Genomic DNA, 24,823 nt, shown 5'->3' with positions numbered 1-24,823 from the left:
GTTTCAACGATACGTATGACGGCTCCGGCCGTGGCGACGGCATGGATGGGAATGCATCATGTCAACCGAGTGGAATCACCGCGTCAGACTGTTTGTCCAGCGTTTCTGGCAGCCGACCAGTGCGTGCATGACGTGCATGCCGGGGAGCTGGGGAAATATCATGAGCCTCGCCCACTGGACTATCGCATTTCAGACGGGGCTGCTTACTGGACTCCTTGCTGTACTTCTGACGTTCACGCCTGTGTCAAAACTCTACGCGAATCGATACGGCAATGCGCTGGTCGTTGGCGTCCTGACCACGTTGGGCGACGCCTACTCGCACACGAGTCACTACCGCATCCCCTACGTCGAGCACATCGTGACGGGTGCCATTTCAGGTGTCTTGACGCTTGCGGCGTCATATCTCTTCGAAGACCGCGCGCGACGCGTTCGGGCGATGTGGGCTCGGATTGTCGGACAGCCTGTCCGCTGACTTTCCGAACCCACCGGACCCAACGGAAAGCGATTCCCCGGTGAAGCTACACTTCATGAACTGCCGCCCCGGAAAGCCGCGCTGATGGGCGAGCGCGACGTGCACCGGCGACCAGACCCCCGTGGCCGAAACAGCAACCGTCGGTTTTCGCTCACGTCAATCCGTCCATCGCGCCGATCTGGCAATATGCATCGACAGACCTCAGCCAGGGCACCCCATGCACATCGCGATTCTGACCTTCCAGGGCTTCAACGAACTCGATTCCCTCATCGCGCTGGGCGTACTCAATCGAATCAAGAAGCCCGACTGGCGGGTGACGCTGTCATGCCCGGAGCATTTCGTCACATCGATGAACGGTGTGACCGTGCAGGCGCAGTCGACGTTGGCGGACGCACGCGCGGCGGATGCCGTCATCGTCGGGAGCGGTATTCAAACCCGGGAGGTCGTCAACGACGCGACGTTGATGGAGCAACTGAATCTCGATCCGACCCGGCAACTGATTGGCGCCCAATGTTCGGGCACGCTCGTTCTGGCAAAACTCGGCCTCCTCGACAACATCCCGGCGTGCACGGACCTCACGACCAAACCGTGGGTCGTCGAGGCGGGCGTCGAAGTCCTCAATCAGCCATTCTTCGCACAAGGTAATGTCGCAACGGCAGGTGGCTGCTTTGCTTCGCAGTATCTGGCGGCATGGATCATTGCGCGCCTGGAGGGCGAGGAAGCCGCACGGAGCGCACTGCACTACGTGGCGCCGGTGGGGGAGAAGGAGGAATACGTTGCTCGCGCGTTGACGAACATCACGCCTTACCTGCCGTAGCGCGCAAAAAAATGGCGCTGCCTCCATCGCGGTGAGCCGGGTTCAGCGGCAACGTCGGGTTCTCGACAGCGGCTTCACCCAGGTGCCCGGCTGCCACGTCGTTCGGCTGCGGGGTGGAAGAGGGCGCGAGAATGTTCGCTGACCCGTTCAGGCAGAGCCATTCAGTGACGCCGGCTTGCAACGGATCGGACTCCACCAGCCAGTTCGTATGACAAAGACGGCAGCGATACTGTCGTACGACGATTGCAGGCCGACCTAGCGGCCGCAATTTCGATGGCTTGTGCAATTCCACCAGTCCGCGATGGGCGACGGGATCGGAAGTCGCGTGCATGGTCGTGCAGGCTTCGCAAGGCATGGAGGTCATGCCTTTCAGGAACGCGTTGGATCGGTGAAGCGCTTCTTCGCGCATGGCTCAAATCGTCCGCTGATTGCAACGTGATCGGCAGTGCGTCCGTCCGGTGTTCAATTCAAGCAAATCCGCCATCGTGGTGTGCGTCGATTGTCGGTCGTGACGGATATTCTGGTGCGGCATCGAAGGAACGCTCTCCTTCTCCGTGGCGCGAATGCGGGCGATTGCGCATCTCATCCGGACTCCTCAGTTTGAAATCGGCTTACCGGACGCATCCTTGATTTTCGCTTTCCATTGCGTGCGGATTTCGGACACCACCGATTCGGGAAGCGAGATGTAGTCCAACTCGGTGGCGGCCTGGTTGCCGTTGTGGAATGCCCAGTCGAAGAACTTCAGCGTTTCCGCACCTTGTGCCGGTTTCTCTTGCGTTGCATGCAGCAGCACGAACGTCGCGCCGACGACCGGCCACGCGTCCTTGCCCGGCTCGTCCGTCAGGATCTGATAGAACGACTTCGACCAGTTCGCGCCTGCAGCAGCGGCCTTGAACGTTTCCGTCTTCGGCTCGACCACCGTGCCCGTCGAGTTCTTCAGTGCGGTGTAGACCATGTTGTTCTTCTTCGCATACGCCCATTCGACGTAGCCGACCGCGCCCGGCAGGCGCTGCACGAACGCTGCGACGCCGTCGTTGCCCTTGCCGCCCGTGCCCGTCGGCCAGTTGACCGTCGTGCCTTCGCCGACCTTCGACTTCCATTCGCCGTTGACCTTCGACAGGTAGTTCGTCCAGATGAAGCTCGTGCCCGAGCCATCAGCGCGGCGAACCACGGCGATGTCCGTGTCCGGCAGCTTGACCTTCGGATTCAGCGCGGCGATTGCCGGGTCGTTCCACTTCTTGATCTTGCCGAGGTAGATGTCGCCGAGCACCGGCCCCGACAGCGTCAGTTCGCCGGACTTCACGCCCGGCACGTTGACGACCGGCACCACGCCGCCGACCACCGTCGGGAACTGGAACAGGCCGGCCTTCGCGAGCTCGTCGTCCTTCAGCGGAGCGTCCGAACCGGCAAAGTCGACCGTCTTCGCATTGATCTGCTTCAGGCCGCCCGACGAGCCGATGCCTTGATAGTTGACCTTGCCGCCGCCCGCCTTCTTGTACGCGTCTGCCCACTTTGCGTAGATCGGTGCTGCAAACGTGCTGCCTGCGCCGGTGATATCTGCCGCGTGAGCATGGAGGGCAACAAGCACCAGGGTGCAGGGCATCAAGATCCGGATGTTCACGTAACGTCTCCTGTCTGCTATCGGCATGTCGGCCCGCAAGCAGGCCTCGGTTGAGAAGTCTGACGGGTCGGGTCGGGGCTGTCGGCCGCCTTTCGGCAACGCTTGTCGATTGACCGCGGCAATGAACGTCTCGCGATTGCTTTCGGGCGCGTCGCGCCATTGCATGAGTGCAGCAGCCTGCGTGCCGATTTTTTTCGTATGACGTTCGCCGGGAGCTTGATTGCAACGCACCGCAACCGGGGCCGCAGGCAGCGACCGGCTGGGCTGGATCGTCACCGACGATCGGGTAGGTCAGACGAAGGGCGAAGTCCGTCATCGTGCGCGGTAAATGGTCCCGCAACGAAGAGTGATAGGAGTATTGCAGTTGGCTGTGAAAATTCAAGGAAGGCGCAATGGCCCGATCCGCCGGATTCAATGCACGTCACGGGCGACGATGGAGGCCAACGCCCGATCGCCATCGCGTTGTGCGGTGTCTTCAGTGGAAAAGATGTCGGTACTGAATGCGATCAGTTTGAAGCCGGATCCCGCGGAGCGAGGAACCGTGATGCCCCAGTGCCAGCCGCCATCTTGCTGGAACACGTGGAGCGCAGGGGGTGCTGGGTTCAATGCTGGTGAAGAAGTCGTCATCGCGTGCTCTCCCGTCATGGGACGACTGCGGGCAACTACATCGGACGCGCGAACCCAGTCTACGAGCACTTTTGCTGCGGCGCAATATTCGAGTTTTACGAAAATGCCCATGTGTGAAACGCCACAATTTTGAAATACAAATATGCAACGTCGGCGATGGCTGGCATATTGATGTGACGATTGGGATTTTCCGGAGGCTTCATGGATCGCAGTTCGCTTGTGTGGGCGGGGGTGCCGCATAGCAGCGATGGCGTCGTGTTTCAGGTTCGGGTCGGCAACGGCCTTCAGCGTTTTCATATCGCTCGATCGATTCTCGAGAAGGCGTGCGACCTCGAGCGACTGGCGTCTGACGCACGACAGCTCGAATGCTTTTACGAGCATCTGACGCCGATCCTGGCAGTCGCGCGGAAGACGCGCTCAAAGGCGAAGGCCGATACGGTTTCGCTGAATGTTTCGGATTTTGTTCGAACGGGGAGCGCTCGGGGCGAGCAGGGGGCTTGGGCGGTGATGCGCTGAGCGCCGCAAGGCGGTTGAGAAGAGCGGCGGCGTTCCCGGTCTTGAAACGGACGGGCGTGGGGCTTGGCGTGCGTCCCGCGTTGCGTCTCGTCACGTGCGGCGCAGGGTCTGCTGCAGTGTTGGCAGGATGTTTTTTGCGGGCTTCCGCGTAGTCTCGTGCTTGAGCTTCGCGATGAAAGGACGTCGCTCGATGACCGAATACCCATGAATGAAAAGCGCTGGCCGGTGAACTGGCCAGCAAAATGGTCCTGGCGATCCGAGGTTGAGTGTGCCAGAACCAAAGGCACTGAACGGCGTGCGCTCAGCCGGACGAACATGTCAAACGATCGGCCCCGAAAGTCGGGGCTTATCCGGCTCGACCTTGCGCAATAATCTGTGATCGCAGTTTAGGCTGGGCTAACGGATGCGACCAGACGTGCACGCGCGCTCGGAAACTTGAAGGCATCGCAGGGCTGCTGCGGTACTGTCCATGTTGCGATCATCGCGGCGGTCGGCAGATAGTCGGGATCGGCTGACGCGACGCCGGCCCACATGCCGGGAGACACCTGTCTGCCGTGGAGATAAAAATGCAGCTCCCGGCCGGCGCGATCGCAAATGCACCTGATTCTCTCGACCGATTGGCCCAAGGCTCTAATCCGTGCGATCTGGTTGCGATCCAGCTCGAACAGGGCACTCACCACGCCGTCACAATCGCCGATGCCAATCATGTTGCTGTCATCAGTCAATGCCCATGTCGGATGCGGCGTGCCTAGGCGCAGCATGAAATACTCTGCGGACTCTGAACCAACCATACTGTTTCTCCTGCAAAAGATCTGTCGTTCTGCGAACTGAAGATCAACGAAACCGAACGTTCATCCAATCCCTGTTCACTTCGCCGTACCAATGGGCGGGCGCAACAGTGAAGCGCCCTGTGCCCGCCGCTTCCCAAACCCTACACGCTCGCCTGACGCGTCACGGATTCGGCGGCGATACCGTCCTCCGAACCGGAAAGTCTCACCGCGACAGCCGCCGCCGCCGTGCTCCCGTAGACGTTGAGGGCGGTTCTTCCCATGTCGAAAAACGCGTCGACGCCCAACAGCAGCAGCACCGCATCGGCCGGCAACCCGATCGACGTCAGCACGATGGTGATGGCGACGATCGCCCCGGACGGCACATTGGCGGCTCCGTCGATGGTGATGATCGTCAAAATCAAAATCGTGATCACCAGCGGCCAGGACCAGGCGAGATGATAGGCGTCGGCCAGATAGCCGACCGCAAGGGCCGTGTAGAGGACCGCGCCGTCGCGATTGAAAATATAGGCGAGCGGCAAAATCGTGGACGCCACGCCGTGGGGAACGCCGAATTCGACCAGCTTCTTCAGGTGCAACGGGTAGGTAATTTCGGAGGACCGCGTCGTGAAACCCAGGATCAGCGGCTCCTTCACTTTCCTGAGAACGGCGAGAGGCGACTGACCGGCGACGCGGATGACGACGGTGAGTACCACCGCCAGCACCGCCATGCCGAGATAGGCCACGCCCAGGAGCTCGACGAGCGAGTGCACGCCGCTGAAACCCTTGGCCGACAACAGCTGCGCGATCGCGGCGAAGATCGCGAGCGGCGACCATGCGATCACCCACTGGGTCATCTTGAACAGGCCGGACAGCAGCGCCTCGAAAACGGCAATCGCGGGCTCGGCACGCTCCGGGGCAGCCGCCAATGCGGCACCGAGAATGACGCCGAAAACGAGTACCGGGAGAGAATTCCCGGCAGCGAGCGCAGCGACGATGTTCGCGGGGATCAAGTCAACGAGAAATTTCGTCCAGTCGATGCTGGATGCGAGTGCTGCGGGCATCGATCCGGACGGAGTGAGGCTCGCACCGAGACCCGGCCGAAATGCGAAGTTGAGTAGCAGGCCGAGCGACGCAGCCAGGCCAGTCATCACAACGAAGAAGACGATGCTGGCGAGTGCGACCTTTCCGAGCCGTTCGCGCAGTCGGCCCGCACGAAAGACACCGACCGTGACCGACAGGAAGATCAACGGCATGACGACCATCTTGATCGCATGGCCGAACATCGCGCTGAGAAAGCCCAGTTTCCCGGCAAAGCCAGGAGCAAATACGCCGCAAGCGACGCCCAGGACGAGCCCGCCAAGCATTTGCAGCGGGAGGGAAAGGCCCTTATTTTTCGTGTTCATGCCGCGCCTTGAGTAGTTTTATCCGTGCGGGCGTACCGTCAACGATGTGATTCCACATATGCTGACGCGCAAGCTCGCCGTCGTTCGCTTCGATTGCGTGAAAGATTTTCAGGTGCTCGATCGTGCCGCGCCGAACGGTTTCGGCATCGCTACGCGGAAGTTCGTTTAGCGCCAAGGTTTGGGCGCGCAACAAACTATACGCGGACGAGATTCGGAAGTTCCTTGCTGCAGCAAATAACGCTTGATGAAAGACCCAACCGACGCGTTGCTCGAGCATGATGTCCGCGACGTCCTGGTCAATCAGCACCTGCATTTTCTCTGCCGCGTCGCGAAGGTCTGCCGTTACGCCCGACTTGGCTGCAAGAAACGCGGCTGTACTCTCGAGGGCCAGCCGCATTTCAAAAATTTCGCGGAGATCGCTCGTAGTCGGCGAGGCGATATAGGTCCCACTCTTTTCGATCACGACGACCAGCCCTTCGGACTCGAGCAAATGCAATGCGCTGCGCACCGGCATTTGGCCGAAACCGAGTTCGTCCGACAGGCCTCGATGCGATACTTTCTGTCCAGGCGCAAGGCGGCCGTCAAAGATCCTCGATCGGATCTCGTCGTAGGCAAGCTCCGCATCTGTCGAGACTTTCGACGTCATCTGTGATCGCAGTTAGCGTATGATTGAAAAAGAGATAACGGATAGAAAATTACCCTTACTGGTAACGCCCGGCAACTGATAATTTTGCGAGTGGGTATGCTGAAAGCGAACCGGAAGATTATTTGCGTCCAGAAGCGAGCCGACAATTAGATGACTTCACAAGATGTGCGCTTTACCATCTGCGCCGTTCGCGCGGAAGAAACCTATCCCCTCAGGGCCGCGATCTTGATGGCCGGAGATGAAGAAGGGAGTGCGTTACCCGGAGACCTCGCCCCGACGACCATGCACTTTGCCGTGCGTGATAACGACGGCATTGTGGCTGTGGCGTCGGTGTGTCAAGAAGGACAATCCGGTGTTTTGAATGCTGAAGCCTGGCGCCTTCGCGGAATGGCCGTCCATCCATCGGTGCGTGGTCTGGGATTCGGACGCCTGCTGGTCAATCTATCCATTCGTTATGTCCGCGAACAGCGTGGATTATTGCTCTGGTGTACGGCGCGGGAATCGGCATACCCATTTTATGAAATGCTCGGCTTTAATCGCGATCCGAAACCGATTTCAATGAAGGGGCGCGACGACATGAGGTTCTATCTCATGCAGCGCCCGATCGGGGGTTGATTTTCGGTTGCTAACGACGTCTGACGACTAGATGGTTTATGCGTGGTCTAGTCCAGTGCCATTCGACATCTCAATCTCAGTGCCTCTTCATGGCACGTTGGCCGCTGGGTTTGTCGCGCCGCAAAATCGCTCATTGATACACGATCTGCGCTGCAAGGTCACGCTTGATCGATGTCGCCATTCTTCCGAGCTCGGGATATTCGTCCGGCTGCAAATACGGCACTTTCGATGTCAAATCAAGCGTCCGGATCACGTTGATGGTTCTGCCTTCCATCGCATAGGACGACGTATAAGTCCCGAACGACGAAGTAACGGTGACGGGCTTGGGCAGGCTCAACACTTTCATCGAGGCCGGCAATTCCAGTTTCGTGATTTCGCTGAAGTGTCCTGCCTTGAACAGGAACGGAGTTTTGCGCCTGGCCGAACCTACCCCGTCAATGGCACTGGATATCGTGTTGAGGCCGCCCAATCCTCTTGGGACGCGCATCGCGCCGGGGCCGGGGAGAGCGGTGTAGTCCGGTAGTTCGAACACACTGGAAAACGAAAACGCCATCCAGAGATCATTGATGTCGCCATGGATGTAGCGGCCGGTGCCGTCCAACCCGCTCGCAGTCAGAAACGCCTGCGCAAACACCGGTTCCGAACCCGCCGGTAGCCGGGAGAATATGGAGCGCGCGACCCAGTCGTATTCGCCGCCGTTCTTGACTTCGCTATCGCCACGAACGGTGCCGAGTTTGTCGAGTGCGACGTGCGTAATGACCGTCACCGTGTCGGCATCGGGGCGTGCAACGGGAAGGACGACCAAGCGAGACTGCTCATTGCCGACGCCGGTCAACAACGCCTGCTTTCCCTGCTCGTTGAAAGGAAGCGTGCCGAATCGCGCCGTGCCCGCGGTCGAGTCAAGGTAGATATCGAACTCGGGAACGTAGGTGATCGCGTGATTGAACACAGCCAACGGACTGGCGGCCGAAGGCAGCCAATAGCGGCTGTCCGCGTTCACGAGCACCGTGTCGCTCGCGATGCCTTTGGCTGCCAGCAGCGCCTGCAGCAGCGTCGTATGGTCCTTGCAGTCGCCATAGCGTGCATGCAGGACGTCTTGTGCGCTATGCGGAACGACGCCGCCGAAACCGAGGAACACTGCGACGTAGCGGATGTTTCGGCTGACCCATTGATAGAGCGCATCTGCCTGATCGCGCCGACCGGCGATTCCCTTCGTGACCTCGTCGGCCAGCGTTTGCACGTCGGGCGTAATGGTCGCCTGCGGCTGCGCACGGGCGGCGTATGCCTGCCCGAGCGCCGCGTAACCCGGGAACGTCGTGACCACGATCCGCGGGCTGCGATCCTCGATGCTCGGCGCATTGGCTTCGAGTGGCTGCGCAGTTGCACCTTTTATCGTCCAGCGCCATGTCTGCCGGCCGTCGGCATCCGCTGCAACCCGTCCGCCCTGCATATCGACCACATCGGTATACAGTTTCATTGAGGATGGCGCATTGATCGTAATGCTGGCGCTTTGGATCGGCTTGTTGTTCGGAAACGTGTCGTCGGCCGAGAAATTGCCGGGGAAAAGCGGCGTGACCTGCGTCTCGCGCGTGTGCATGGTCACGGTCGCGCCAGGTTCTACGCCGGGAAAGACGATCGTCTTGACGAGGTTGTCGTCGAAGGTGGCGGCGTGGACGCTCGACGCGCTTTGACGAGTGAAAATTGCATTGGACGGGACGTCGATCCGTACGCCGTCGCGCGTGGTGGTGTAAGCCTCGATCACGTCGAACTTCTGCAACTCGGGGCTATATCGATACGAAACCTGACCGTACGACCTGACGCCCTGTTCCGTTTCTATCCGGATCGACCTGGATTGGTCACGAATCGACGAACTGTCGCGATTCACCGTGTAGACCGTGTCGTCGGACAAGACGGTTGCGGGTGGCGAGAAATCAGCGGAAAAAGCGGCAGCAGCGTGCATGGCGACTACCGCCACCGCGAGGTGTGACAGTCGCATGCAGCCGATTGAAATGGATCGGCCGTCTCGTGCAATCAGCATGTGGATTGCCCTCGTGGTTTCTTATCTTCCTCTTGCGAGGAGGGAAGCAAGAAACTACCACGACGACGAGCATGCCGCTACGAATCGCGGTGCGCGTGCGAAATTGACTTGCGCGCGTCTTGTCTGCATCGACAGGAAGTTGTCGGTTGATTGCAAGCCATGTCGCCAGCATCCGCGACATGTCGTAGCCGGGTACACTCAGTGCCGCCAAAACGGCGAGACGGGTTCATCGGCGCGCAATCGGAAGAGTCAGTACGTCTTCTGCAAGAAGCGTTCGCCACGCCCGATCTCGGCAGCCTCGATGTCGTCTCGCGAGCGTTGGCGCCTCGATTCCCATGCAGCAACAGGAGAACCCGATGATCAAAGTCAGTGTCATGTACCCGTACGCCGCAGGCGCACGATTCGATCATGCTTACTACCGCGACAAGCACATGCCAATGGTGAAGCAGCGGCTCGGTGCGGCATGTCTGTACTACACGGTCGACAAGGGCATCGCAGGCGGTGCTCCGGGCACTGAGCCTGTCTACGTGGCCAAGTGCGACTTCGTCTGCACGTCTGTCGAAGCCTTCCAGGCGGCGCGCGACCCGCACGCGCAGGAGATCATGGCCGACATCGCCAATTACACGGATATACAGCCCGTGCTTCAAATCAGTGAGGTGGTCGTAGAGCGTTCGGAAGTCTGACCAAGGCTCGGATGTCGCCACGCACCGCATCCGCTGATGGCGTACCCCCGCAACGGGGCGATGCTTATGCGGCCATTCCGCCGTTGTATCGAAGCCTGGGCCTTTCCAGGTCGCCTGTCGGATCCCACGGTCCGCGCCTGCAAGCAGGAAGTTGACCGTTCGCAGTAGGATAGGGCTCTGCTATGCGCAGATCACGAGCGTCGACAACGCGCCTTTGCCGACCGACGTCCAGGGTTTTCCAATGAACGCGATACACCGCGATTCCTGCGGCTCGCCATCAATTTGATCCATTGAAGGATGAAGACATGAGCACGATTTACGATATTCCCGTCAACGCCATCGACGGCGCGCAAACAACCCTGCGCGCGTACGAAGGAAAAGTGCTGCTGGTGGTGAACGTGGCGTCCAAATGCGGGCTGACGCCGCAATACGAAGGTCTGGAGGCGCTCTACGAAGGCAAGCGCGCGGAGGGTCTCGAAGTGCTGGCGTTCCCCGCCAACAACTTCAAGGGGCAGGAGCCGGGCACCGATGCGGAGATCCAGTCGTTCTGCACCGGCACCTTCGGCGTGAAGTTTCCGTTGTTCTCGAAAATCTCCGTGATCGGCGACGACAAGCATCCGCTCTATCGCTCGCTCACCCAGGCGCAGCCGCAGGCGAACGGTGACGGCCCGTTCCGTGCGCGCCTCGAAGGCTACGGCATCCAACCGAACCCGGCGCCCGAGGTGCTGTGGAACTTCGAGAAGTTTCTCGTGAGCCGCACGGGCGAAGTGGTCGCGCGTTTCTCGCCCGATACGACCGCGGACGACCCGAAGCTGGTCGCCGCCATCGACGCGGAGCTGGCCAAGGCCGCGTAAGCCGGCGCGCGTGACGCGTGCCGTGCCGGAGGATTGCCTGACCTGCACCCGTGGTCGAGGGTGCCAGGACGGGGCACTCCAACACCATGTCTGCCGACTTGCCACTCGCACATTGAAAACCGGAACGCGACGGCGTGCCTGCCTCGACTGGCGAACCGGAGAATGCGTCAGACCGACAAGTCGTTCAACGGCCTGTCGACGTTGCACGACACCGTTCGGGAATTGGGCCATTGACCGATAACTTAGCGCTTGCCGAGATCCCCCGCCGCAGGCGCCTGCGCCCAGTCGAGCGCGAAGTCGGCAACCTCCTCCCAGCCTTTCTCGCCGCAGGTGTAGTGGCTGCGGCCGTCGAACAGCTTGTACGCCGAGATCGCCCGCGAACCCTTCGCATTCCTTTCGAAATTCTCGCGCTGAACAGCAGGCGGCAGGATGTTGTCGTTGCCGCCGGCGATAAAGAGCAGCGGTGCGCGCTCGTCGTTCGCGAAGTTGTAGCGCGTCGGGGCATTCGGGTTGACGTTCGCGAACGCGCCTTGAAACAGGATCCGCCCCGACACGGGCACCGCGTAGCGGTCATAGACCTTCTTCGATTCCTCGAGGCTCAGGTTGTTCGTGAACGCGTAGTGAAACGCTTGCTCGGTGATGGGCACCGCGCGATGCACGTTGGCCGGGTTGCGCAGGACCGGGAACGCCGCCTTGATCTGGCTGAACGGCAGCGCCCATACACCTTTCACCCCGGCGCCGTCGATCGAGACGCCGGCCGAGCCGTAGCCCGCGTCGAGAAGAAGCTGGGCGAACGCGCCGCCGAACGAATGCCCCATGATGATCGGCTTGGTGTCGAGTGCGGCGATGGTTCGGGCCAGGTGGTCGAAGATCTCGCGCACGCCGAGATTCACCAGCGGCGACGGGTCGCGACGCAGCGCCTCGACGCCGGCCGTGCCCGGCTGGACGCCCGGATACCCCGGCGTGATGACGCGCATGCCGCGCTGCTCGTAGCGCGTGACCCAATGTTCCCACGACAACGGTGTCATCCACAGACCGTGAATCAGTACAACCGTGTCGGTACGCGTTTCCGGATTCATATCCCTGCTCCTTTGATCGCTGAATGACGAACGTCACGCCCACGACACCTCGGTATTTCCGGAGCCGTCTGCCCCGTGCTTGCCAGCAACGAAACAAGGGGTACTACGCGATTGCCGTATGCCAGGCACCTCGAGAATAGTCTTTGACACCGGCGTCATTCAGCGTGAATGATGTGCCCATCATAAAGACCATCCGGGTACGCGACATGGCCAAGAAGCCGGAATTCTTTGCTCAAACGCCGACGACGCTGGACGATGGGGCAGATCCGTTCGCCTTCAAGCGGGATGCCTTTTCCGACGTGCTGGAGCTGATCCGCATCCGCGGCAATACGGTCTTCACGTGCGCGGCCTCGGCGCCTTTCGGGTTGCGCTTTCCTGCCGGCAAGTATCGTCTGCACATCATCCGTAGCGGCAGCGTGGCGATCGAAGTGGAGGGGCTCGACGAGCGCTATCACGCGTCGCAGGGAGACCTGGTCATGCTGATGCATGGCCACGGCCATGTCATCTCCGACCGGCCGGGCCGCTCCGCGAGTCTCGTCACGGATCTCGCGCCAAAGTACTACGATCGCGAGCGCCTGACGATCGGGAGCGGCGACACCACGTGGCTGTGCGGCGATTTCGGATTCGACGGCGTGCTGTCGCAACGGTTGCTGTCCGTGCTGCCGCCGGTGCTGGTGTTGAAGGGGTTGCGGGAGCGGCCGTTCGAGTGGCTGGAGCTGAGCTGCCATTTCATTCTCGACGAGGCGTTGAGCCCGCGCGCGGGCGCCGCCGCGATGATCTCCCGATTGCTGGACGTCATCTTCGTCCAGTTGCTGCGCACCTGGGCGACGGAGGGCTCGGCAGGGCACGGGTGGCTGTCCGGCGCGATCGACAGCCGGATCAACCCGGCGATGTCGGCCATTCATGCCGATCCCGGGCGGGCGTGGAGCGTGAGTGATCTTGCCGAGTTGTCGAATCTGTCGCGGTCGGCTTTTGCGGACCGGTTCCAGCGTGTCGTGGGGCAGGCGCCGTTGAGCTATCTCACGACCTGGCGCCTGGATCGGGCGGCGGAGTTGTTGCGGTACAGCCGTGCGCCGATTTCGGATATTGCCGGGCGGGTTGGGTATACGTCGGAAGCGGCGTTCAGTCGCGCGTTTCGAGGGCGGTACGAGATGTCGCCGATGCAGTGGCGGAAGGTGAATGCGGAGTAGGGTGGGTCTGACGGCCATCCCGGCCCGGCAGATGCCGGCGGTTAGACATACGGACAATCGATCACGACGTAAACGACGTATTTCCCTCATTTCCGGCTGAATGGCGCTATTTGAGGGTTCCTCGTAAAATGCGACTTTACTGGATTTTCAGTTAACGACTTCGTCATGCGTCGAATCGGATTCTTCGTTTGCCGTGGCTACGATGCGCTCGATCTGGGCGGGCCGCTGTCGGCCTTCAACCAGGTCGCCACGGCCGCGGGCCACGCGCCCTATGATCTCCACGTCATCTCGCAGTCCGGCGGCCCGGTGCCGGGCAATACGGGCCTGTCGGTCGACACGAAGCCGATCGGAAGGCGCACGTTCGACACCGTCATTTTCGTGGGCGGCGACATCGATCCGATGCAGACGCCGGAGAACATTGCCGCCGCCAAAAAACTGGGCGCCAAGGCTGCGCGGGTCGCAAGCGTGTGTACGGGGGCGTTTCTGCTCGCGGAAACCGGCTTGCTGGACGGCGTGAGGGTGACGACGCACTGGCGATACGCGGCTCAATTGCAGTCGCGCTTCCCGCGCGCCAAGGTCGAGGGCGATAGCATTTATATCGAGGAGGGGCGCATCTGGACGTCGGCGGGCATTGCGTCCGGCATCGACCTGGCGCTCGGCCTGATTGAAAAAGATCTGGGCGCGGAGGTTGCGCGCGCTGTCTCCCGGCTTTTGGTGGTTCCGTATCGTCGGCCGGGCGGTCAGTCCCAATTCTCGGCGATGTCGCAGATGGAGCCGGAATCGGATCGCATCCGCATCGCGCTGAATTTTGCGCGGGAACACCTGGCGGAAGCGTTGCCTGTCGAGCGGCTCGCCGAGGCCGCACGTTTGAGCTTGCGGCAGTTCGGGCGCGCATTTCGCCGGGAAACCGGAGAAACACCGGCGAAGGCGGTCGAGCGTTTGCGTGTCGAAGCGGCGCGGCTGCGCCTGCAGGGGGGCAGCGAACCGATCGAACAGATTGCGCTGGCGGTCGGGTTCACCGACCCGGAGCGGATGCGGCGGGCCTTCATCAAACTGCATGGGCACCCGCCGCAAGCGATTCGACGCGAGAGCCGAGCGAACGGCGCGCGCTGATCGACCATCCGCAGCCGGCCGATCCGCGCGCTGCCGGGCCGAGGTCCCTCTCACGGTCTAGCGGCGCGTTGGGTAGATCGCCAAGCGTTTCACCAGACGCTCAATGGCCATCCGCCGTCAGCGGGCCGTCATCGTTCCACATGTCGCGATGCAACTTCCACGCGCCGCCCTCTTTCAGAAAGACGAGCGTCTGCTTGCCGCGGAATTTGAGTTGTCCGTCGTGGTCGCGGACCTCCACATCCGACACCTCTGTCACGACCCGGTCGTTACCGTAGAACTCGTCATTGCTGAACGATACGGTGGCGGGCTTTGATCCGGTATACCCCTTGGTGAAGTACCCGACGATCGCGTTGCGTCCCGTGATCTTGTTGCCTTCGGGCGGCAAGAGCGTGCCGTCGCGGGTGTAGAGGCGGCCGATCGCCTCGTAATCCCCTCGCGCAAAGGCATCCGCCCACCGCGCATTCTCGGCCTTGATGGCCGCTTCGGGCGGACGTGGCGAACCACCGGCAGTCGCGGGCGCGGCGAACGCGAAGAAAGTGACGCAGGCCGCAAGGGCAGCCGTGAAAATACGGGTCTGTTGCATCGAGTGATTTCCGTGTATGGTTTTAATGTAAAGGACTGCGAAAGTTATAGAATGAAACAGGCAATGTCGGTCGCAGTGTTCATCGCAGTCTTTCGATGGATTGGCCCACATTGCCTGCAAGCGATTCAACGAACGCCCGGGACGCGTGCGAGCCCCCTGGATGCACCGGGCAGCTTCTTGTCGACCATCGCGATGACTTCCGGCCGCGCCTCTCTCGGATGGCCGGAGTGGAACGGCGGCGCGGGATCATATTCGATCACGAGCTGCGTGAGTTCGGCGGCCTGTTGACCGCGCAGCTTCGCCGCCACGCGAAGGGCGAAGTCGATGCCTGCCGTCACGCCGCCGCCGCTCATGAACCGGCCGTTGTCGTCTTCGACGAAGCGATCGGGCACGGGAATGGCGCCGTATTCGGCCAGCTTGTTGACGAAGGCCCAGTGGCAGGCGCTTCGCTTGCCGTTGAGAACGCCCGTTGCGGCCAGCACGAGCGATCCGTTGCAGACCGACGTCACATGCTTGGCACTTTCTGCCAGGCGCCGGATCTGCGCCTGATACGCGGGGCGCATCGGCGCCGACAGGTTCGACCCGCCAGGGACCAGCAGCACGTCCGTCTTGTCGATATCGGCCAGCCGCTCGGTCTTGCCGTACACGACGCCGAATTCGAGCGTCACGTTGCCGCCATCGAGGCTCGCGTAGCGAACGTTCGTATTCGGTAGCCGATGGAAGACCTCGCTGGGGCCGGCGAAGTCGAGCAGCGTGCCGCCGTCGTAATTGACGATCAGGATATCGAGCGGACCGCTCGGGGCAAGTGCGCCGTCGCTGCCGGTCTGTGCAAGCGCAGAGGGGGCGTTTCCAAGCAGGGCGCCGCCGCCGAGGACGGCGCCGAGCGTCGCGATGCTGCCGAACTTGAGCACATCGCGGCGGGAACGGCCGGCTCGGGTGAGTGGCGATCCGGAAGTATTGCTTTCGCTACTGTCGGTCAAGATTATTTCTCCTTGCGGGCGGCCCTGCTAAGAGTGCTACCAGGCTGGGCCGCATGAAATGGCCGCCGCGACTCAAAGCGTGGCGGACGTGAGGTCAGATAGGTAGATGAGCCGCGATGACACGCAGGGCGCCGGAATCGGGCGCCGCAGGCTCAAAGCTGCGAGGCGCCGCCGTCGACGACCAGTTCGGTGCCGACGACGTATGCGGATTCGTCGCTGGCGAGATAGAGCGCGGCGTTGGCGATGTCCTCGACGTTGCCCATGCGGCCCACCGGAATGGCGTCGGCGAACTCGGCCTTGCGATTGCGAACCCATTCGTCCGGCATGCCCCACTTGGTCAGCAGCGGTGTGTCGATCGCACCGGGCGCGATTGCGTTGAAGCGGATTTTCCGGTCGAGAAACTCGTAGGACCAACTGCGGGCAAGCGATCGCACGGCGGCCTTCGCGGCTGCGGTCAACGAGATGCCATGCTTGCCGGTCTGCGCGACGAACGAGGTGTTGAGAATGAAGGACGAGCCCGCTCGCAAGTGCGGCAGCACCGCCTGAAGCGTGAACACCACGCCTTTGACGTTGATGTCCATGATCTCGTCGTAGAGCGCGTCGTCGATATCGTTGACTGCGGACGGGAACGCCCAGCCGGCGTTCGCGAACACGATATCCAGGCCGCCGAACTGCTCGCCGACTTCAGCGGCAATCGCCCGCATGTCGTTGATCGAACGCACGTCGCCCTTGAGAACGAGCGCATGCTCGCCGAGCTCGGCCCTCACGCGCTCGAACACCGCCTCGTCGCGGCCCGTCACCGCGACGCGGGCGCCTTCCGCAATGAAACGCTTCGCGGTGGCAAGACCGATGCCACTGGTACCACCGGTGATTAACGCCGACTTGTCTTTAAGCCTCATCTTCTGCTCCTTTCTACGTCGTGATTGATCGGGCCGAAAGCGCAAGACGCGATGGCGTTTGTGCTTTTCCCTGCTCGATCTTCACGTGCAGTATGGAACGCGAAGCGGATGGCGCAAAGGTCGTATAACCCTCAAAAAACGCCATATGGATCAAACGCGTGACTCATGCATGTCGGCGTGAGGTGGCGGTATCGCACATCCGTACACGTGTGGCTTCAGCCCTCGTTCTCGTAAAGCAAGCCATACCCACTGCTCGTCCGCTTGATACGTGCGAACCCGAGTTCCCCCAGATGCATCCCCGCGATCAGCAGGCCGTCCGCGCTGACCTGATCGAGAAGGCGTGACCGTGTCGATGCTGCCAGCGACGCATCGTGATCGAACGCAATCGAGACGTCCGGCCGCTGAATCTGGATATGCGGGAAATGCACCACGTCCCCCCACACAAGCAGGCCTTGATCGCGGGATTCGAGGACATATCCGGTGTGCCCATCGGTGTGTCCCGGCAGCGGCAGCGCGCGGATGCCGGGGAGCACGTGTCCGTCTTCGAACAGGCGAAGTCGGTCGTCATAGGCATCGAATACCTGACGCGCCTTCGCAAAATTGCCGCGAGCCCGCTCACTCGCGCGACTGAGATTTCCGTCGTCCTGCCAGAACTTGACCTCTCGCTGATGCACGACCAGCTCCGCATGCGGAAACGCGGCCTGTCCTGCATCATTCACCAGCCCACCGACGTGATCGGGATGCGCATGGGTCAGCAGGATGGTGTCGATCGCAGCGGGTTCGATGCCGGCAAGCACCAGGTTCGTTTTAAGCTGGCCGCCCCATTGCTTGAACCCGCCAGCCCCACCGTCGATGAGAATGGTGCGGCCCGCTCCGCGTACGACGTAGCAATTGATATGAACGACCGCCGGTTCTTTCTGTCCGGCATCACGCTGCATTTTTGATGCGTCATCCGAATCGATATTCGACAGGAAGTCGAGACTGGCAGTGAGATATCCATCGCTGATGGCGGTAATCGTGAAATCCCCGACTTGCTGAACAGGAAAGGTAAGGGCGGACATCGTGTTGCTCCGAATCGGCTAGTTGCGGGCGTGAATGGTCGATGCGGTGTAACCAAAGCACCGAATGCGCGCGGTGAGGCCGGTGCGGCGAACGATCGCCTGATCCAGCGCGTCCATGAACCGGTTCATGACATCCGGCGTGCGCGGCGTGCCGACGCGATACCGGATCTCGGCGAAGACGGGATGTCCGTGCCCGTGCCGAACCGCCAGGAAAATGACATGGACGTTCTTGAGTTCAGCCTCGAGCACCTGCGTGCAGAGTTCGACGCAATCGCGCGACAGCGCGGCAAGGCTTTCATCAGCCGGCATCCGCGTCGCATCGATCGAGAAAGTGACGTTCGGCATCGCGGTCTACTCCTGTGCAATCGAAAGGGCGCGTGTGCTCGTCAACTGCGCCGTCATCGGCGCGTAAAGGTGAATGCTTTCCGGGAGCACCTCGACAAGCTGCGCACTGCTCCGTGGCACGACGGCGAGCCAGCGGCGCGCCGGACACTGCTCCAGCGCAACGGCCTGCATGGCCAGCGGTGGGAGGCCCAATCGAATCAGCGAGTCGGGGCCGCCGGCGCTCAGGGCGAGAAGTTCACCGTCCGTTACCGCCGGCGCGAAGCCGATATCGCCGTAGAGGTTCCGGTGCCAGTCGGTGATGTGTCGTTGCCACTTCGCGAAATTGCCGCCGCCTTTGCGGCGATATTCATCGCCGGTCAGGACATCGAGGCCGTCGATCGTGTGGATCGCCAGATAAACCGGGCAACCGCCGGTGATCGCCTTGAACCGCTGCGACGTGTGAAACCCCGTGACCGAGATCAGCGCGGGCAGCTTTTCAAGGCTGTAGAAGTCGTTCCATTCGGCTTCGCTGTCGAGGTCGGCGAAGCTGCATTCCACGGTATAGATCATGGGATCGTCCTTTGGGCAGGAGGCACATTCATCTGGGGAGGTGTGATGGTCAGTGCGGTAACGTAATGCTAAGCTCGCCGTTTCGCGGCATAAAACGAAATAAAGTCAGCCTTCAGTGACATTTGCTCAAGCTGACGGTGAACACACTCCGACCAACGAGACGTCCATGTCCCGCAAGATCCCTAGCAATTCCGCGCTCCAGGCGTTTGAAGCCGCGGCCCGACACGGCAGCTTTGCCCGAGCCGCCGAGGAACTGGCGCGGACCGAAGGCGCCGTCAGTCGCCAGATCGGCCGGCTGGAGGCGTTCCTGGGCGTCACGCTGTTCGAGCGGATCGGCAACCGGGTACGGCTGGCGCCGAACGGTGCGCGATACGCGGTGCAGGTTCGCGAGATTCTGGATCGGCTCGAACGGGACAGCCTGTACCTGATGGGGCAGCCGATCGAAGGCGCGAGCCTCGATATCGCCGCCATCCCAACCTTCGCGACGCGCTGGCTGATCCCGCGGCTGAAACGCTTTCAGGACCGGCATCCGAACATCACCGTGCATATCGCCGAGCGGATGGAGCCGTTCCTGCTGGCCGGGAGCGGTTTCGACGCAGCGATTCATTTCGAGCATCCGGCATGGGCGGGGATGCATCCGCATCCGCTGCTGGAGGAAGTGCTGGTGCCCGTCTGCAGTCCGGCGCTGCTCGCCGGCGCCGGGGCGAACCCGTCGCTGGACGCACTGCCGCGTCTTCATCGGCGACAGAATCCCGACGCGTGGCAGGCCTATGCGCAGGCGGCCGGCATCGTGCTGACCAATTCGGCGGTGGGCGCGCGCTACGACCTCCATTCGATGCTGATCGAAGCGGCGCTGGCCGGCCTGGGTGTCGCGCTGGTGCCGCGCCTGTACATCGACGCGGAGCTCGAGCAGGGGCGACTGGTTGCGCCTTGGCCGGAGGGCAAGACGGTGACGAAAAACTTCTGCCTCGTGCTACCCGAACCGATCGAGCTGGCCGACGGGCCGTTGCGGGCCTTCGCGACCTGGATGCTGGATGAAGCGCGGGGATCGGAGCCGGGCGGTGGTGCGTGACGGGCACAGGTGAATGTGCCGGCCTGCGCAACTGGCGCATGGCGCAACGCCTAAACCTGGCAGGATGCACAGTGCAATATTGGTAAGCGAGACGGGATGCGTTGATGCTCGCCGCGCCGAGAGGGCTTAATCCGGCAAAAGTGCCCCGCTGATGCGCCCCGGAACTTGGTCCTGTCCCGCGATCATTGCAATCCGCTGGCCGGCAAGTACAAAGTGGACATGCATTCGGGCGACGAGAATGCCGTCGATGCTTGCTCGCACCACCGTGCGTGACTCGGCCTGGCCGTTCGTCAAAGCTGTTATCGCGCCGATCTCCGCTCCTCTGGCGACGAAACTGCCGACGGGCGCGCTCCACGTGACGATCCCTGTTCGCGTTGCCTTCAGGTGATCGACCGCCTCGAGCGCAGATATGACAGGAGGCTCGCGGTGCGCCGGTGGTCGGCCGTCGACGACGAAACCCTCGATTCTCAGGAAGTCGATTAGCGCGCCTGCGTCGCAAGCGGCGAGTGTGTCGGACACGTCCCGCTGGCCCCGTAGTTCGACGACCGCGGCGAAACCCTGTCGCGATCCGCATTGCAGGCCGCATCGCCGGAGAGCAGACCATGCGTCGTGAAACGACTGGTCGAACGTGCTGCCACCGGCGCTGTCCTCGAGAAGCAACACGGGAGCATTCAGGCACCGAGATAGCGAGACCGCACGTTGTTCGTGCGCCCAGTTGCCGTACACGTGCATCACGGCAGTTTTGTCGCAGTGCAGATCCAGAACCATGTCGTGCGCAAATGCGCGCCACAGCAAGATCGTTTTCAGATACGCGACCGGATCGCTTCCCTGTTCGGCAGGCCTGGCCATTTCCATCAACCGGTATTTCGCGTCGTCGCGATTCGTCGGGTAGCTTCCGCCTGTGAATTGCCGCACGACTTCCGAACCGATATCGGGGAAGCGGCGATCGAAATTGCCGCTGCCCGCCCAGTCGAACCGACCGGTCAGCGTTCCGCCGACGAACTGTTGCATGCCGACCGGATTGGCCCATGTCATGACGGTGACGCGCCCGGCCAATGCCCGATCGAATTCGAGCGATTCCAACCTTGCCAGAAGATGCTGGATCACGAGAAGCCCCGGCACTTCACCGGCATGCAAGGCCGCCTGGAAATAGACGGAATGTTCCGCATCCTTCGGGCCGAACGTGTACTCGCGCAGTGTCATCCGCGTCCCGGGCGAGAGATCGGGAAGCGGGAGATCCATGATTTCCATGTTTGGTCCTGGCCTGAGACGAATGGGATGTGTGTCGACGAGCGGTCAGAAATCCAGCAGCAAATTGCCGGGATCGCGACCGACGAGCGGGACGTCGCCGGCAATCAGTGCCGCGCGTTGTCCCGGACGCACGAGTTTCTGGAGTTGACGCACAACCATCACGCCGTCAATCGGGCTGACAACCGGAACGCGCGAATTGATCTCCGGACCGTCGAGTCGAACGATCTCGGCAAACGTCTCGCCCGCCGCGATCCGGTCCCCAGGGGCGCGCCGATACACGATCACGCCGGCACAAGGGCAACGAACGTGGGCCGCGCCTTCCAGCGGAAACGCTTCGGGTGACGCGAGTCCTGCGCAGTCGTCGAACGGGTCGGGAAAAGACAGGACACCTTCGGATTCGGCGAAGCGCAGCAATCTTGTGGCATCGGTCGACGCGAGCGCGTCGTTGACGTCCGACTGGCCGCGCAATTCGATCGTCGCGGAAAAGCCGCTCGCCTCGCCATCGAACAGGCCTGCCCGCTGCAGTTCGCCCCATGCGCCCGAATGGCTCTGATCGAACGCGCCCCCTCCGGCGCCGGCGGGTTCCAGCAGAACGACCGGGGCGTCGACCCACCACGCCACCTTCATTGCGCGTTCACGCTGGAGCGTCGATGCGTAGACGTGGGCGATGGCATCGGTGTCGCAGTGAAGGTCGATGACGATGTCATGCTCGATCGCCAGCCTGGCCAATTCAAGCTTCATCGCGGCCGCCGGGCTCATTGCGTTGCCGCCGTCCAGCAGGCCGCGAAAGAAACGCTTCCACTCGGAACGCTTGAGGCTCGATGCATCGTCTTCGCGCAAACGCTGTGCGACGGCTCGCCCGAGTGCTGGGAAGTTCCTGTTGAAGTTCTCACCGTTCTCGAAATCGAAGCGCCCGACGACAGGGCCAAAGAGCCGCTGCGACAGACCGATCGGATTGGCAAACGGGACGACCGTGACGCAACCTTCGATGCGCCCGTCCCGGTCCAGCGCGTGCAGTGCCTCGAGCATGTGTTGCAGGACAAGCAGGCCGGGATGCTCGTCCGCATGCAGGCCGGCATGGAAATAGATGCTGCGGCCGTGATCGATATTGCCGAACCGTGCGCCGTCAGGCTGAGCGCAACCCCTGGCGCCGGCGACGGCAGGGGAATCTCGATGCGTCGATAGGTCATGCGTGGTTTCCTCTCGTGTGGTTCGGTGCCGTGGGAGAGCGGGCACCGACCGGGTGCTCGTTCGTCGATCCCCGGCTGGATCCGGGTTCCATGATCGAAAAATGGATTTTTCAGTCTACTATGGACATTTGAGTTTAGGAAGCGGATACTTTGGGCAGGTTGTCCCACAGGAATGTCGGGTCGCAGTGGAATTCGCGATCGGGCAACAGGCGGAAGCCGCCTGCAACGGAGATGTCGCGCCGGATGAAGTGCTGACCTACTCGTTTTCTATACACGCGGCCGATGGCAGACCGCGCAATCCATATCAAAGGAACGGACTGACATGAAAATCAAGGAATTCGGTGTCGAGCGCTGGATGGATCTCTACGAGCACCACTGCGCGTACAACCTTGCGGAAACGTGTGTCGAATCGCTGACCGTCGACCAGCTACTCACGCTGACGGGTCGTCAGGAGTCCGTACTCGACGACCTGCGGCCGATGAAGCTGACGTACGGCGCGATCGAAGGGACATCCCGGCTGCGCGAGGCGATCGCTCGCACGTATTCGAAGCAGTCGGCGGCGAACGTGATCGTGACGCACGGTGCAATCGGCGGGAATGCATTGATCTACGAAACGCTCGTCGAACCCGGCGACACCGTCGTTTCAGTCATGCCGACTTATCAGCAGCACTACTCGATTCCGGAGAGCTATGGCGCAAACGTCAAGGTCCTGAAGCTCCGCGAAGAGAACGGCTTCTTGCCGGATCTTTCCGAACTCGAGTCGCTCGTCGACGGAAAAACGCGCCTCATCGCCATCAACAACCCGAACAACCCGACAGGATCGCTGATGGACGAAGCCTTTCTGAGCAAGGTCGCGGAGATCGCTCGCCGTTGCGATGCCCATGTCCTCTGCGACGAGGTGTATCGCGGCACGGATCAGCAGGGCAGCGGGTATAGCGCGTCGATCGCGGACCTCTACGAAAAGGGCATCAGCACGGCCAGCATGTCGAAGACCTATTCGCTTGCGGGGTTGCGTCTGGGCTGGATTGCCGGTCCGACGGACCTGATTCGGGCAGTCGCCGTCCATCGCGACTACAACACCATCAGCGTGGGGATGATCGACGACTACTTCGCCACCCTCGCGCTCGAGCACCGCGATGCGATCATGCAGCGCAATCTCGATATCGTCCGCACCAATCTCGCGATCCTCGAGGCGTGGGTCGACCGGGAGCCCGCGATTTCCTGGATCAAGCCGAAATCGGGCACGACTGCGCTGCTGAAATATGCGTTCGACATGCCGTCGCGTGAGTTCTGTGTTGAATTGCTGGAGGCGACGGGTGTGATGTTCACGCCGGGGAGCGCGCTCGAGATGGAAGGTTACGTCCGGATCGGTTATGCAAACCACCGCGATGTCCTCGAGAAGGGGCTGGCACGCGTATCGGATTACCTGCGTACGAAGGCAAGCTGACGGGCACGGGTATCGACCCGCGGATACCGGTGCCGAGGCGGCGCCGGATCCTTCATTCGAGCCCGACTAAAAAGTACATGACGATCAATCGACGTCGACGGCAAGGCGGTCGGTCATTCCGGTCTCTTGCCTGAAGACGCGACGTGCTCGCTGCACCGATCGTTGCATGGACCTAACCTGGTGTGAGGAGACGGTGATGAGGAAGCAAGGTGTTCGAGCGGTGTTCGCGGTTGCGCTTGCGGCGATGGCGATGTGGGGAGAAGGGGTTCAAGCGGAAGACGTCAAGACCATTCGGTTCGGCCTGGAAGCCGCGTACCCCCCGTTCGAATCAAAGGCGACGTCCGGACAGCTCGAGGGCTTCGACATCGACCTCGGGAATGCGCTCTGCGCACAACTGAAGGCGAAATGCGTGTGGGTGGAGAATGCCTACGACGGCTTGATTCCCGCGTTGCAGGCGCGCAAGTTCGACGCAATCGATTCGGCGATGAACATCAACGCGAAACGGGCCGAACAGGTGGATTTCACGGTGCCGCTGTATCTGACGCCGGCCCAGCTCGTCGCGCGCAAGGGCAGCACGCTGCGGCCGACGCCCGAGGCACTCGCGGGGCATAGCGTCGGCGTGCTCCAGGGGTCGATCCAGGAACAGTATGCGAAGCAGATGTGGGCGCCGAAGCATGTGAGCGTCCAGAGCTATCAGACCCAGGACGAGGTGTATGCGGACCTGGTGATGGGGCGTATCGACGCGACGTTCGTGGACGCGACGGCGGCGAGCCTCGGGTTCCTGAGCAAACCGAACGGAAAGGATTTCGCATTCGCCGGGAACCCCGTCAATGATGCGAAAATCATCGGCACGGGTGTCGGCATTGCGGTGCGCAAGGGCGACCACTCGCTTCGCGAGGCGCTCAATGGGGCATTTGCCGAACTCAAGCGCAACGGCACCTATCAGCAGCTTCTGAAAAAGTATTTTACGGTGGACCTGGCAGTGCATTGACCGGAGACGGA

At 61.7% G+C, this 24,823-nt stretch carries 27 protein-coding genes; 11 read left to right on the top strand and 16 right to left on the bottom strand.

Features of this window, described 5'->3' with window-relative positions; genetic code table 11:
- Positions 1-58: 58 nt before the first annotated feature.
- Together CFB47_RS35930 and CFB47_RS35925 are read left to right on the top strand one after the other, a co-directional pair.
- Positions 59-472 carry a hypothetical protein gene (locus CFB47_RS35930; protein WP_089464087.1) on the top strand — a complete coding sequence of 138 codons (414 nt, stop codon included), beginning with the start codon at positions 59-61 and terminating at the stop codon, positions 470-472.
- Positions 473-689: 217 nt separating this feature from the next.
- Positions 690-1,289, top strand: coding sequence for a DJ-1/PfpI family protein (locus tag CFB47_RS35925; RefSeq protein WP_089459483.1), 600 nt, complete (start codon positions 690-692; stop codon positions 1,287-1,289).
- On the opposite strand, the gene CFB47_RS40915 is transcribed toward CFB47_RS35925, so the two are convergent.
- The 3 genes from CFB47_RS40915 to CFB47_RS35915 form a co-directional block, all read right to left on the bottom strand.
- A complete protein-coding gene (locus tag CFB47_RS40915; RefSeq protein ID WP_143330913.1) occupies positions 1,270-1,698 on the bottom strand; it encodes a hypothetical protein in 429 nt (142 codons plus the stop codon). The genes CFB47_RS35925 and CFB47_RS40915 overlap by 20 nt on opposite strands.
- 186 nt (positions 1,699-1,884) lie before the next feature.
- A complete protein-coding gene (gene pstS, locus CFB47_RS35920; protein ID WP_089464086.1) occupies positions 1,885-2,892 on the bottom strand; it encodes a phosphate ABC transporter substrate-binding protein PstS in 1,008 nt (335 codons plus the stop codon).
- A 429-nt stretch (positions 2,893-3,321) separates the two neighbouring features.
- Positions 3,322-3,537 carry a hypothetical protein gene (locus CFB47_RS35915; RefSeq protein WP_089444558.1) on the bottom strand — a complete coding sequence of 72 codons (216 nt, stop codon included), beginning with the start codon at positions 3,535-3,537 and terminating at the stop codon, positions 3,322-3,324.
- Positions 3,538-3,738: 201 nt separating this feature from the next.
- Here CFB47_RS35915 and CFB47_RS35910 point away from each other — a divergent pair, with 201 nt between their 5' ends.
- The gene (locus tag CFB47_RS35910; protein WP_089444362.1) at positions 3,739-4,053 is read left to right on the top strand and encodes a hypothetical protein; all 315 of its coding nucleotides are present in this window, start codon (positions 3,739-3,741) and stop codon (positions 4,051-4,053) included.
- 386 nt (positions 4,054-4,439) lie between these two features.
- Here CFB47_RS35910 and CFB47_RS35905 read toward each other — a convergent pair whose 3' ends face one another.
- The 3 genes from CFB47_RS35905 to CFB47_RS35895 form a co-directional block, all read right to left on the bottom strand.
- Positions 4,440-4,844: a hypothetical protein gene (locus tag CFB47_RS35905; protein ID WP_089459480.1), complete on the bottom strand. Its 405-nt coding sequence runs from the start codon at positions 4,842-4,844 to the stop codon at positions 4,440-4,442.
- 140 nt (positions 4,845-4,984) lie between these two features.
- Entirely contained in the window at positions 4,985-6,226 is a 1,242-nt protein-coding gene (locus CFB47_RS35900; protein WP_089464085.1) for a dicarboxylate/amino acid:cation symporter, read from the bottom strand.
- Positions 6,210-6,872: a GntR family transcriptional regulator gene (locus CFB47_RS35895; protein WP_089444359.1), complete on the bottom strand. Its 663-nt coding sequence runs from the start codon at positions 6,870-6,872 to the stop codon at positions 6,210-6,212. Before CFB47_RS35895 ends, CFB47_RS35900 begins: the two co-directional genes overlap by 17 nt.
- A 150-nt stretch (positions 6,873-7,022) precedes the next feature.
- Here CFB47_RS35895 and CFB47_RS35890 point away from each other — a divergent pair, with 150 nt between their 5' ends.
- A complete protein-coding gene (locus CFB47_RS35890; RefSeq protein WP_089464084.1) occupies positions 7,023-7,487 on the top strand; it encodes a GNAT family N-acetyltransferase in 465 nt (154 codons plus the stop codon).
- 130 nt (positions 7,488-7,617) lie between these two features.
- Here the strand turns inward: CFB47_RS35890 and CFB47_RS35885 are convergent, their stop codons facing one another.
- Positions 7,618-9,525 carry a DUF3857 and transglutaminase domain-containing protein gene (locus CFB47_RS35885; RefSeq protein WP_089464083.1) on the bottom strand — a complete coding sequence of 636 codons (1,908 nt, stop codon included), beginning with the start codon at positions 9,523-9,525 and terminating at the stop codon, positions 7,618-7,620.
- 356 nt (positions 9,526-9,881) lie between these two features.
- Here CFB47_RS35885 and CFB47_RS35880 point away from each other — a divergent pair, with 356 nt between their 5' ends.
- Both CFB47_RS35880 and CFB47_RS35875 read left to right on the top strand, forming a co-directional pair.
- Entirely contained in the window at positions 9,882-10,208 is a 327-nt protein-coding gene (locus tag CFB47_RS35880; RefSeq protein ID WP_089444557.1) for an EthD family reductase, read from the top strand.
- Between the two features lie 305 nt (positions 10,209-10,513).
- A complete protein-coding gene (locus CFB47_RS35875) occupies positions 10,514-11,062 on the top strand; it encodes a glutathione peroxidase (protein WP_089464314.1) in 549 nt (182 codons plus the stop codon).
- Positions 11,063-11,304: 242 nt separating this feature from the next.
- Here CFB47_RS35875 and CFB47_RS35870 read toward each other — a convergent pair whose 3' ends face one another.
- Positions 11,305-12,141, bottom strand: a complete 837-nt coding sequence (locus tag CFB47_RS35870) for an alpha/beta hydrolase (RefSeq protein WP_089464082.1) — start codon at positions 12,139-12,141, stop codon at positions 11,305-11,307.
- 206 nt (positions 12,142-12,347) lie between these two features.
- On the opposite strand from CFB47_RS35870, the gene CFB47_RS35865 reads away from it, so the two are divergent.
- Both CFB47_RS35865 and CFB47_RS35860 read left to right on the top strand, forming a co-directional pair.
- A complete protein-coding gene (locus tag CFB47_RS35865; RefSeq protein WP_089464081.1) occupies positions 12,348-13,331 on the top strand; it encodes an AraC family transcriptional regulator in 984 nt (327 codons plus the stop codon).
- A 165-nt stretch (positions 13,332-13,496) separates the two neighbouring features.
- A complete protein-coding gene (locus tag CFB47_RS35860) occupies positions 13,497-14,444 on the top strand; it encodes a GlxA family transcriptional regulator (protein WP_089464080.1) in 948 nt (315 codons plus the stop codon).
- A 100-nt stretch (positions 14,445-14,544) separates the two neighbouring features.
- Here the strand turns inward: CFB47_RS35860 and CFB47_RS35855 are convergent, their stop codons facing one another.
- The 6 genes from CFB47_RS35855 to CFB47_RS35830 all read right to left on the bottom strand — a co-directional run bounded on the left by CFB47_RS35855 (position 14,545) and on the right by CFB47_RS35830 (position 18,861).
- Positions 14,545-15,027, bottom strand: coding sequence for an SgcJ/EcaC family oxidoreductase (locus tag CFB47_RS35855; RefSeq protein WP_089464079.1), 483 nt, complete (start codon positions 15,025-15,027; stop codon positions 14,545-14,547).
- A 125-nt stretch (positions 15,028-15,152) separates the two neighbouring features.
- Positions 15,153-16,007 (bottom strand): DJ-1/PfpI family protein, encoded by an 855-nt coding sequence (locus tag CFB47_RS35850; protein ID WP_089464078.1) that lies wholly within the window; start codon positions 16,005-16,007, stop codon positions 15,153-15,155.
- A 152-nt stretch (positions 16,008-16,159) separates the two neighbouring features.
- A complete protein-coding gene (locus CFB47_RS35845; protein WP_089464077.1) occupies positions 16,160-16,906 on the bottom strand; it encodes an SDR family oxidoreductase in 747 nt (248 codons plus the stop codon).
- 215 nt (positions 16,907-17,121) lie between these two features.
- Entirely contained in the window at positions 17,122-17,967 is an 846-nt protein-coding gene (locus tag CFB47_RS35840; protein WP_089464076.1) for an MBL fold metallo-hydrolase, read from the bottom strand.
- Between the two features lie 18 nt (positions 17,968-17,985).
- Positions 17,986-18,312, bottom strand: coding sequence for a hypothetical protein (locus CFB47_RS35835; protein ID WP_089464075.1), 327 nt, complete (start codon positions 18,310-18,312; stop codon positions 17,986-17,988).
- 6 nt (positions 18,313-18,318) lie between these two features.
- A complete protein-coding gene (locus CFB47_RS35830; protein WP_089464074.1) occupies positions 18,319-18,861 on the bottom strand; it encodes a sugar ABC transporter in 543 nt (180 codons plus the stop codon).
- A gap of 166 nt (positions 18,862-19,027) precedes the next feature.
- Between CFB47_RS35830 and CFB47_RS35825 the strand changes: the two genes are divergently transcribed.
- Positions 19,028-19,933, top strand: a complete 906-nt coding sequence (locus tag CFB47_RS35825; protein ID WP_089464073.1) for a LysR substrate-binding domain-containing protein — start codon at positions 19,028-19,030, stop codon at positions 19,931-19,933.
- A 126-nt stretch (positions 19,934-20,059) separates the two neighbouring features.
- On the opposite strand, the gene CFB47_RS35820 is transcribed toward CFB47_RS35825, so the two are convergent.
- A complete protein-coding gene (locus tag CFB47_RS35820) occupies positions 20,060-21,184 on the bottom strand; it encodes a succinylglutamate desuccinylase/aspartoacylase family protein (RefSeq protein ID WP_089464072.1) in 1,125 nt (374 codons plus the stop codon).
- 45 nt (positions 21,185-21,229) lie between these two features.
- Positions 21,230-22,420: a succinylglutamate desuccinylase/aspartoacylase family protein gene (locus CFB47_RS35815; protein WP_179259040.1), complete on the bottom strand. Its 1,191-nt coding sequence runs from the start codon at positions 22,418-22,420 to the stop codon at positions 21,230-21,232.
- Between the two features lie 276 nt (positions 22,421-22,696).
- On the opposite strand from CFB47_RS35815, the gene CFB47_RS35810 reads away from it, so the two are divergent.
- Together CFB47_RS35810 and CFB47_RS35805 are read left to right on the top strand one after the other, a co-directional pair.
- Positions 22,697-23,821 (top strand): aminotransferase, encoded by a 1,125-nt coding sequence (locus CFB47_RS35810; RefSeq protein ID WP_089464070.1) that lies wholly within the window; start codon positions 22,697-22,699, stop codon positions 23,819-23,821.
- Positions 23,822-23,987: 166 nt separating this feature from the next.
- Positions 23,988-24,812 (top strand): ABC transporter substrate-binding protein, encoded by an 825-nt coding sequence (locus tag CFB47_RS35805; RefSeq protein WP_373453173.1) that lies wholly within the window; start codon positions 23,988-23,990, stop codon positions 24,810-24,812.
- Positions 24,813-24,823: the final 11 nt, after the last annotated feature.

This window comes from Burkholderia sp. AU27893 (assembly GCF_002223205.1).
Lineage (GTDB): Bacteria > Pseudomonadota > Gammaproteobacteria > Burkholderiales > Burkholderiaceae > Burkholderia.
Note: the sequence above shows the minus strand (reverse complement) of the source record. Positions and strands in the feature narration are given on the sequence as shown.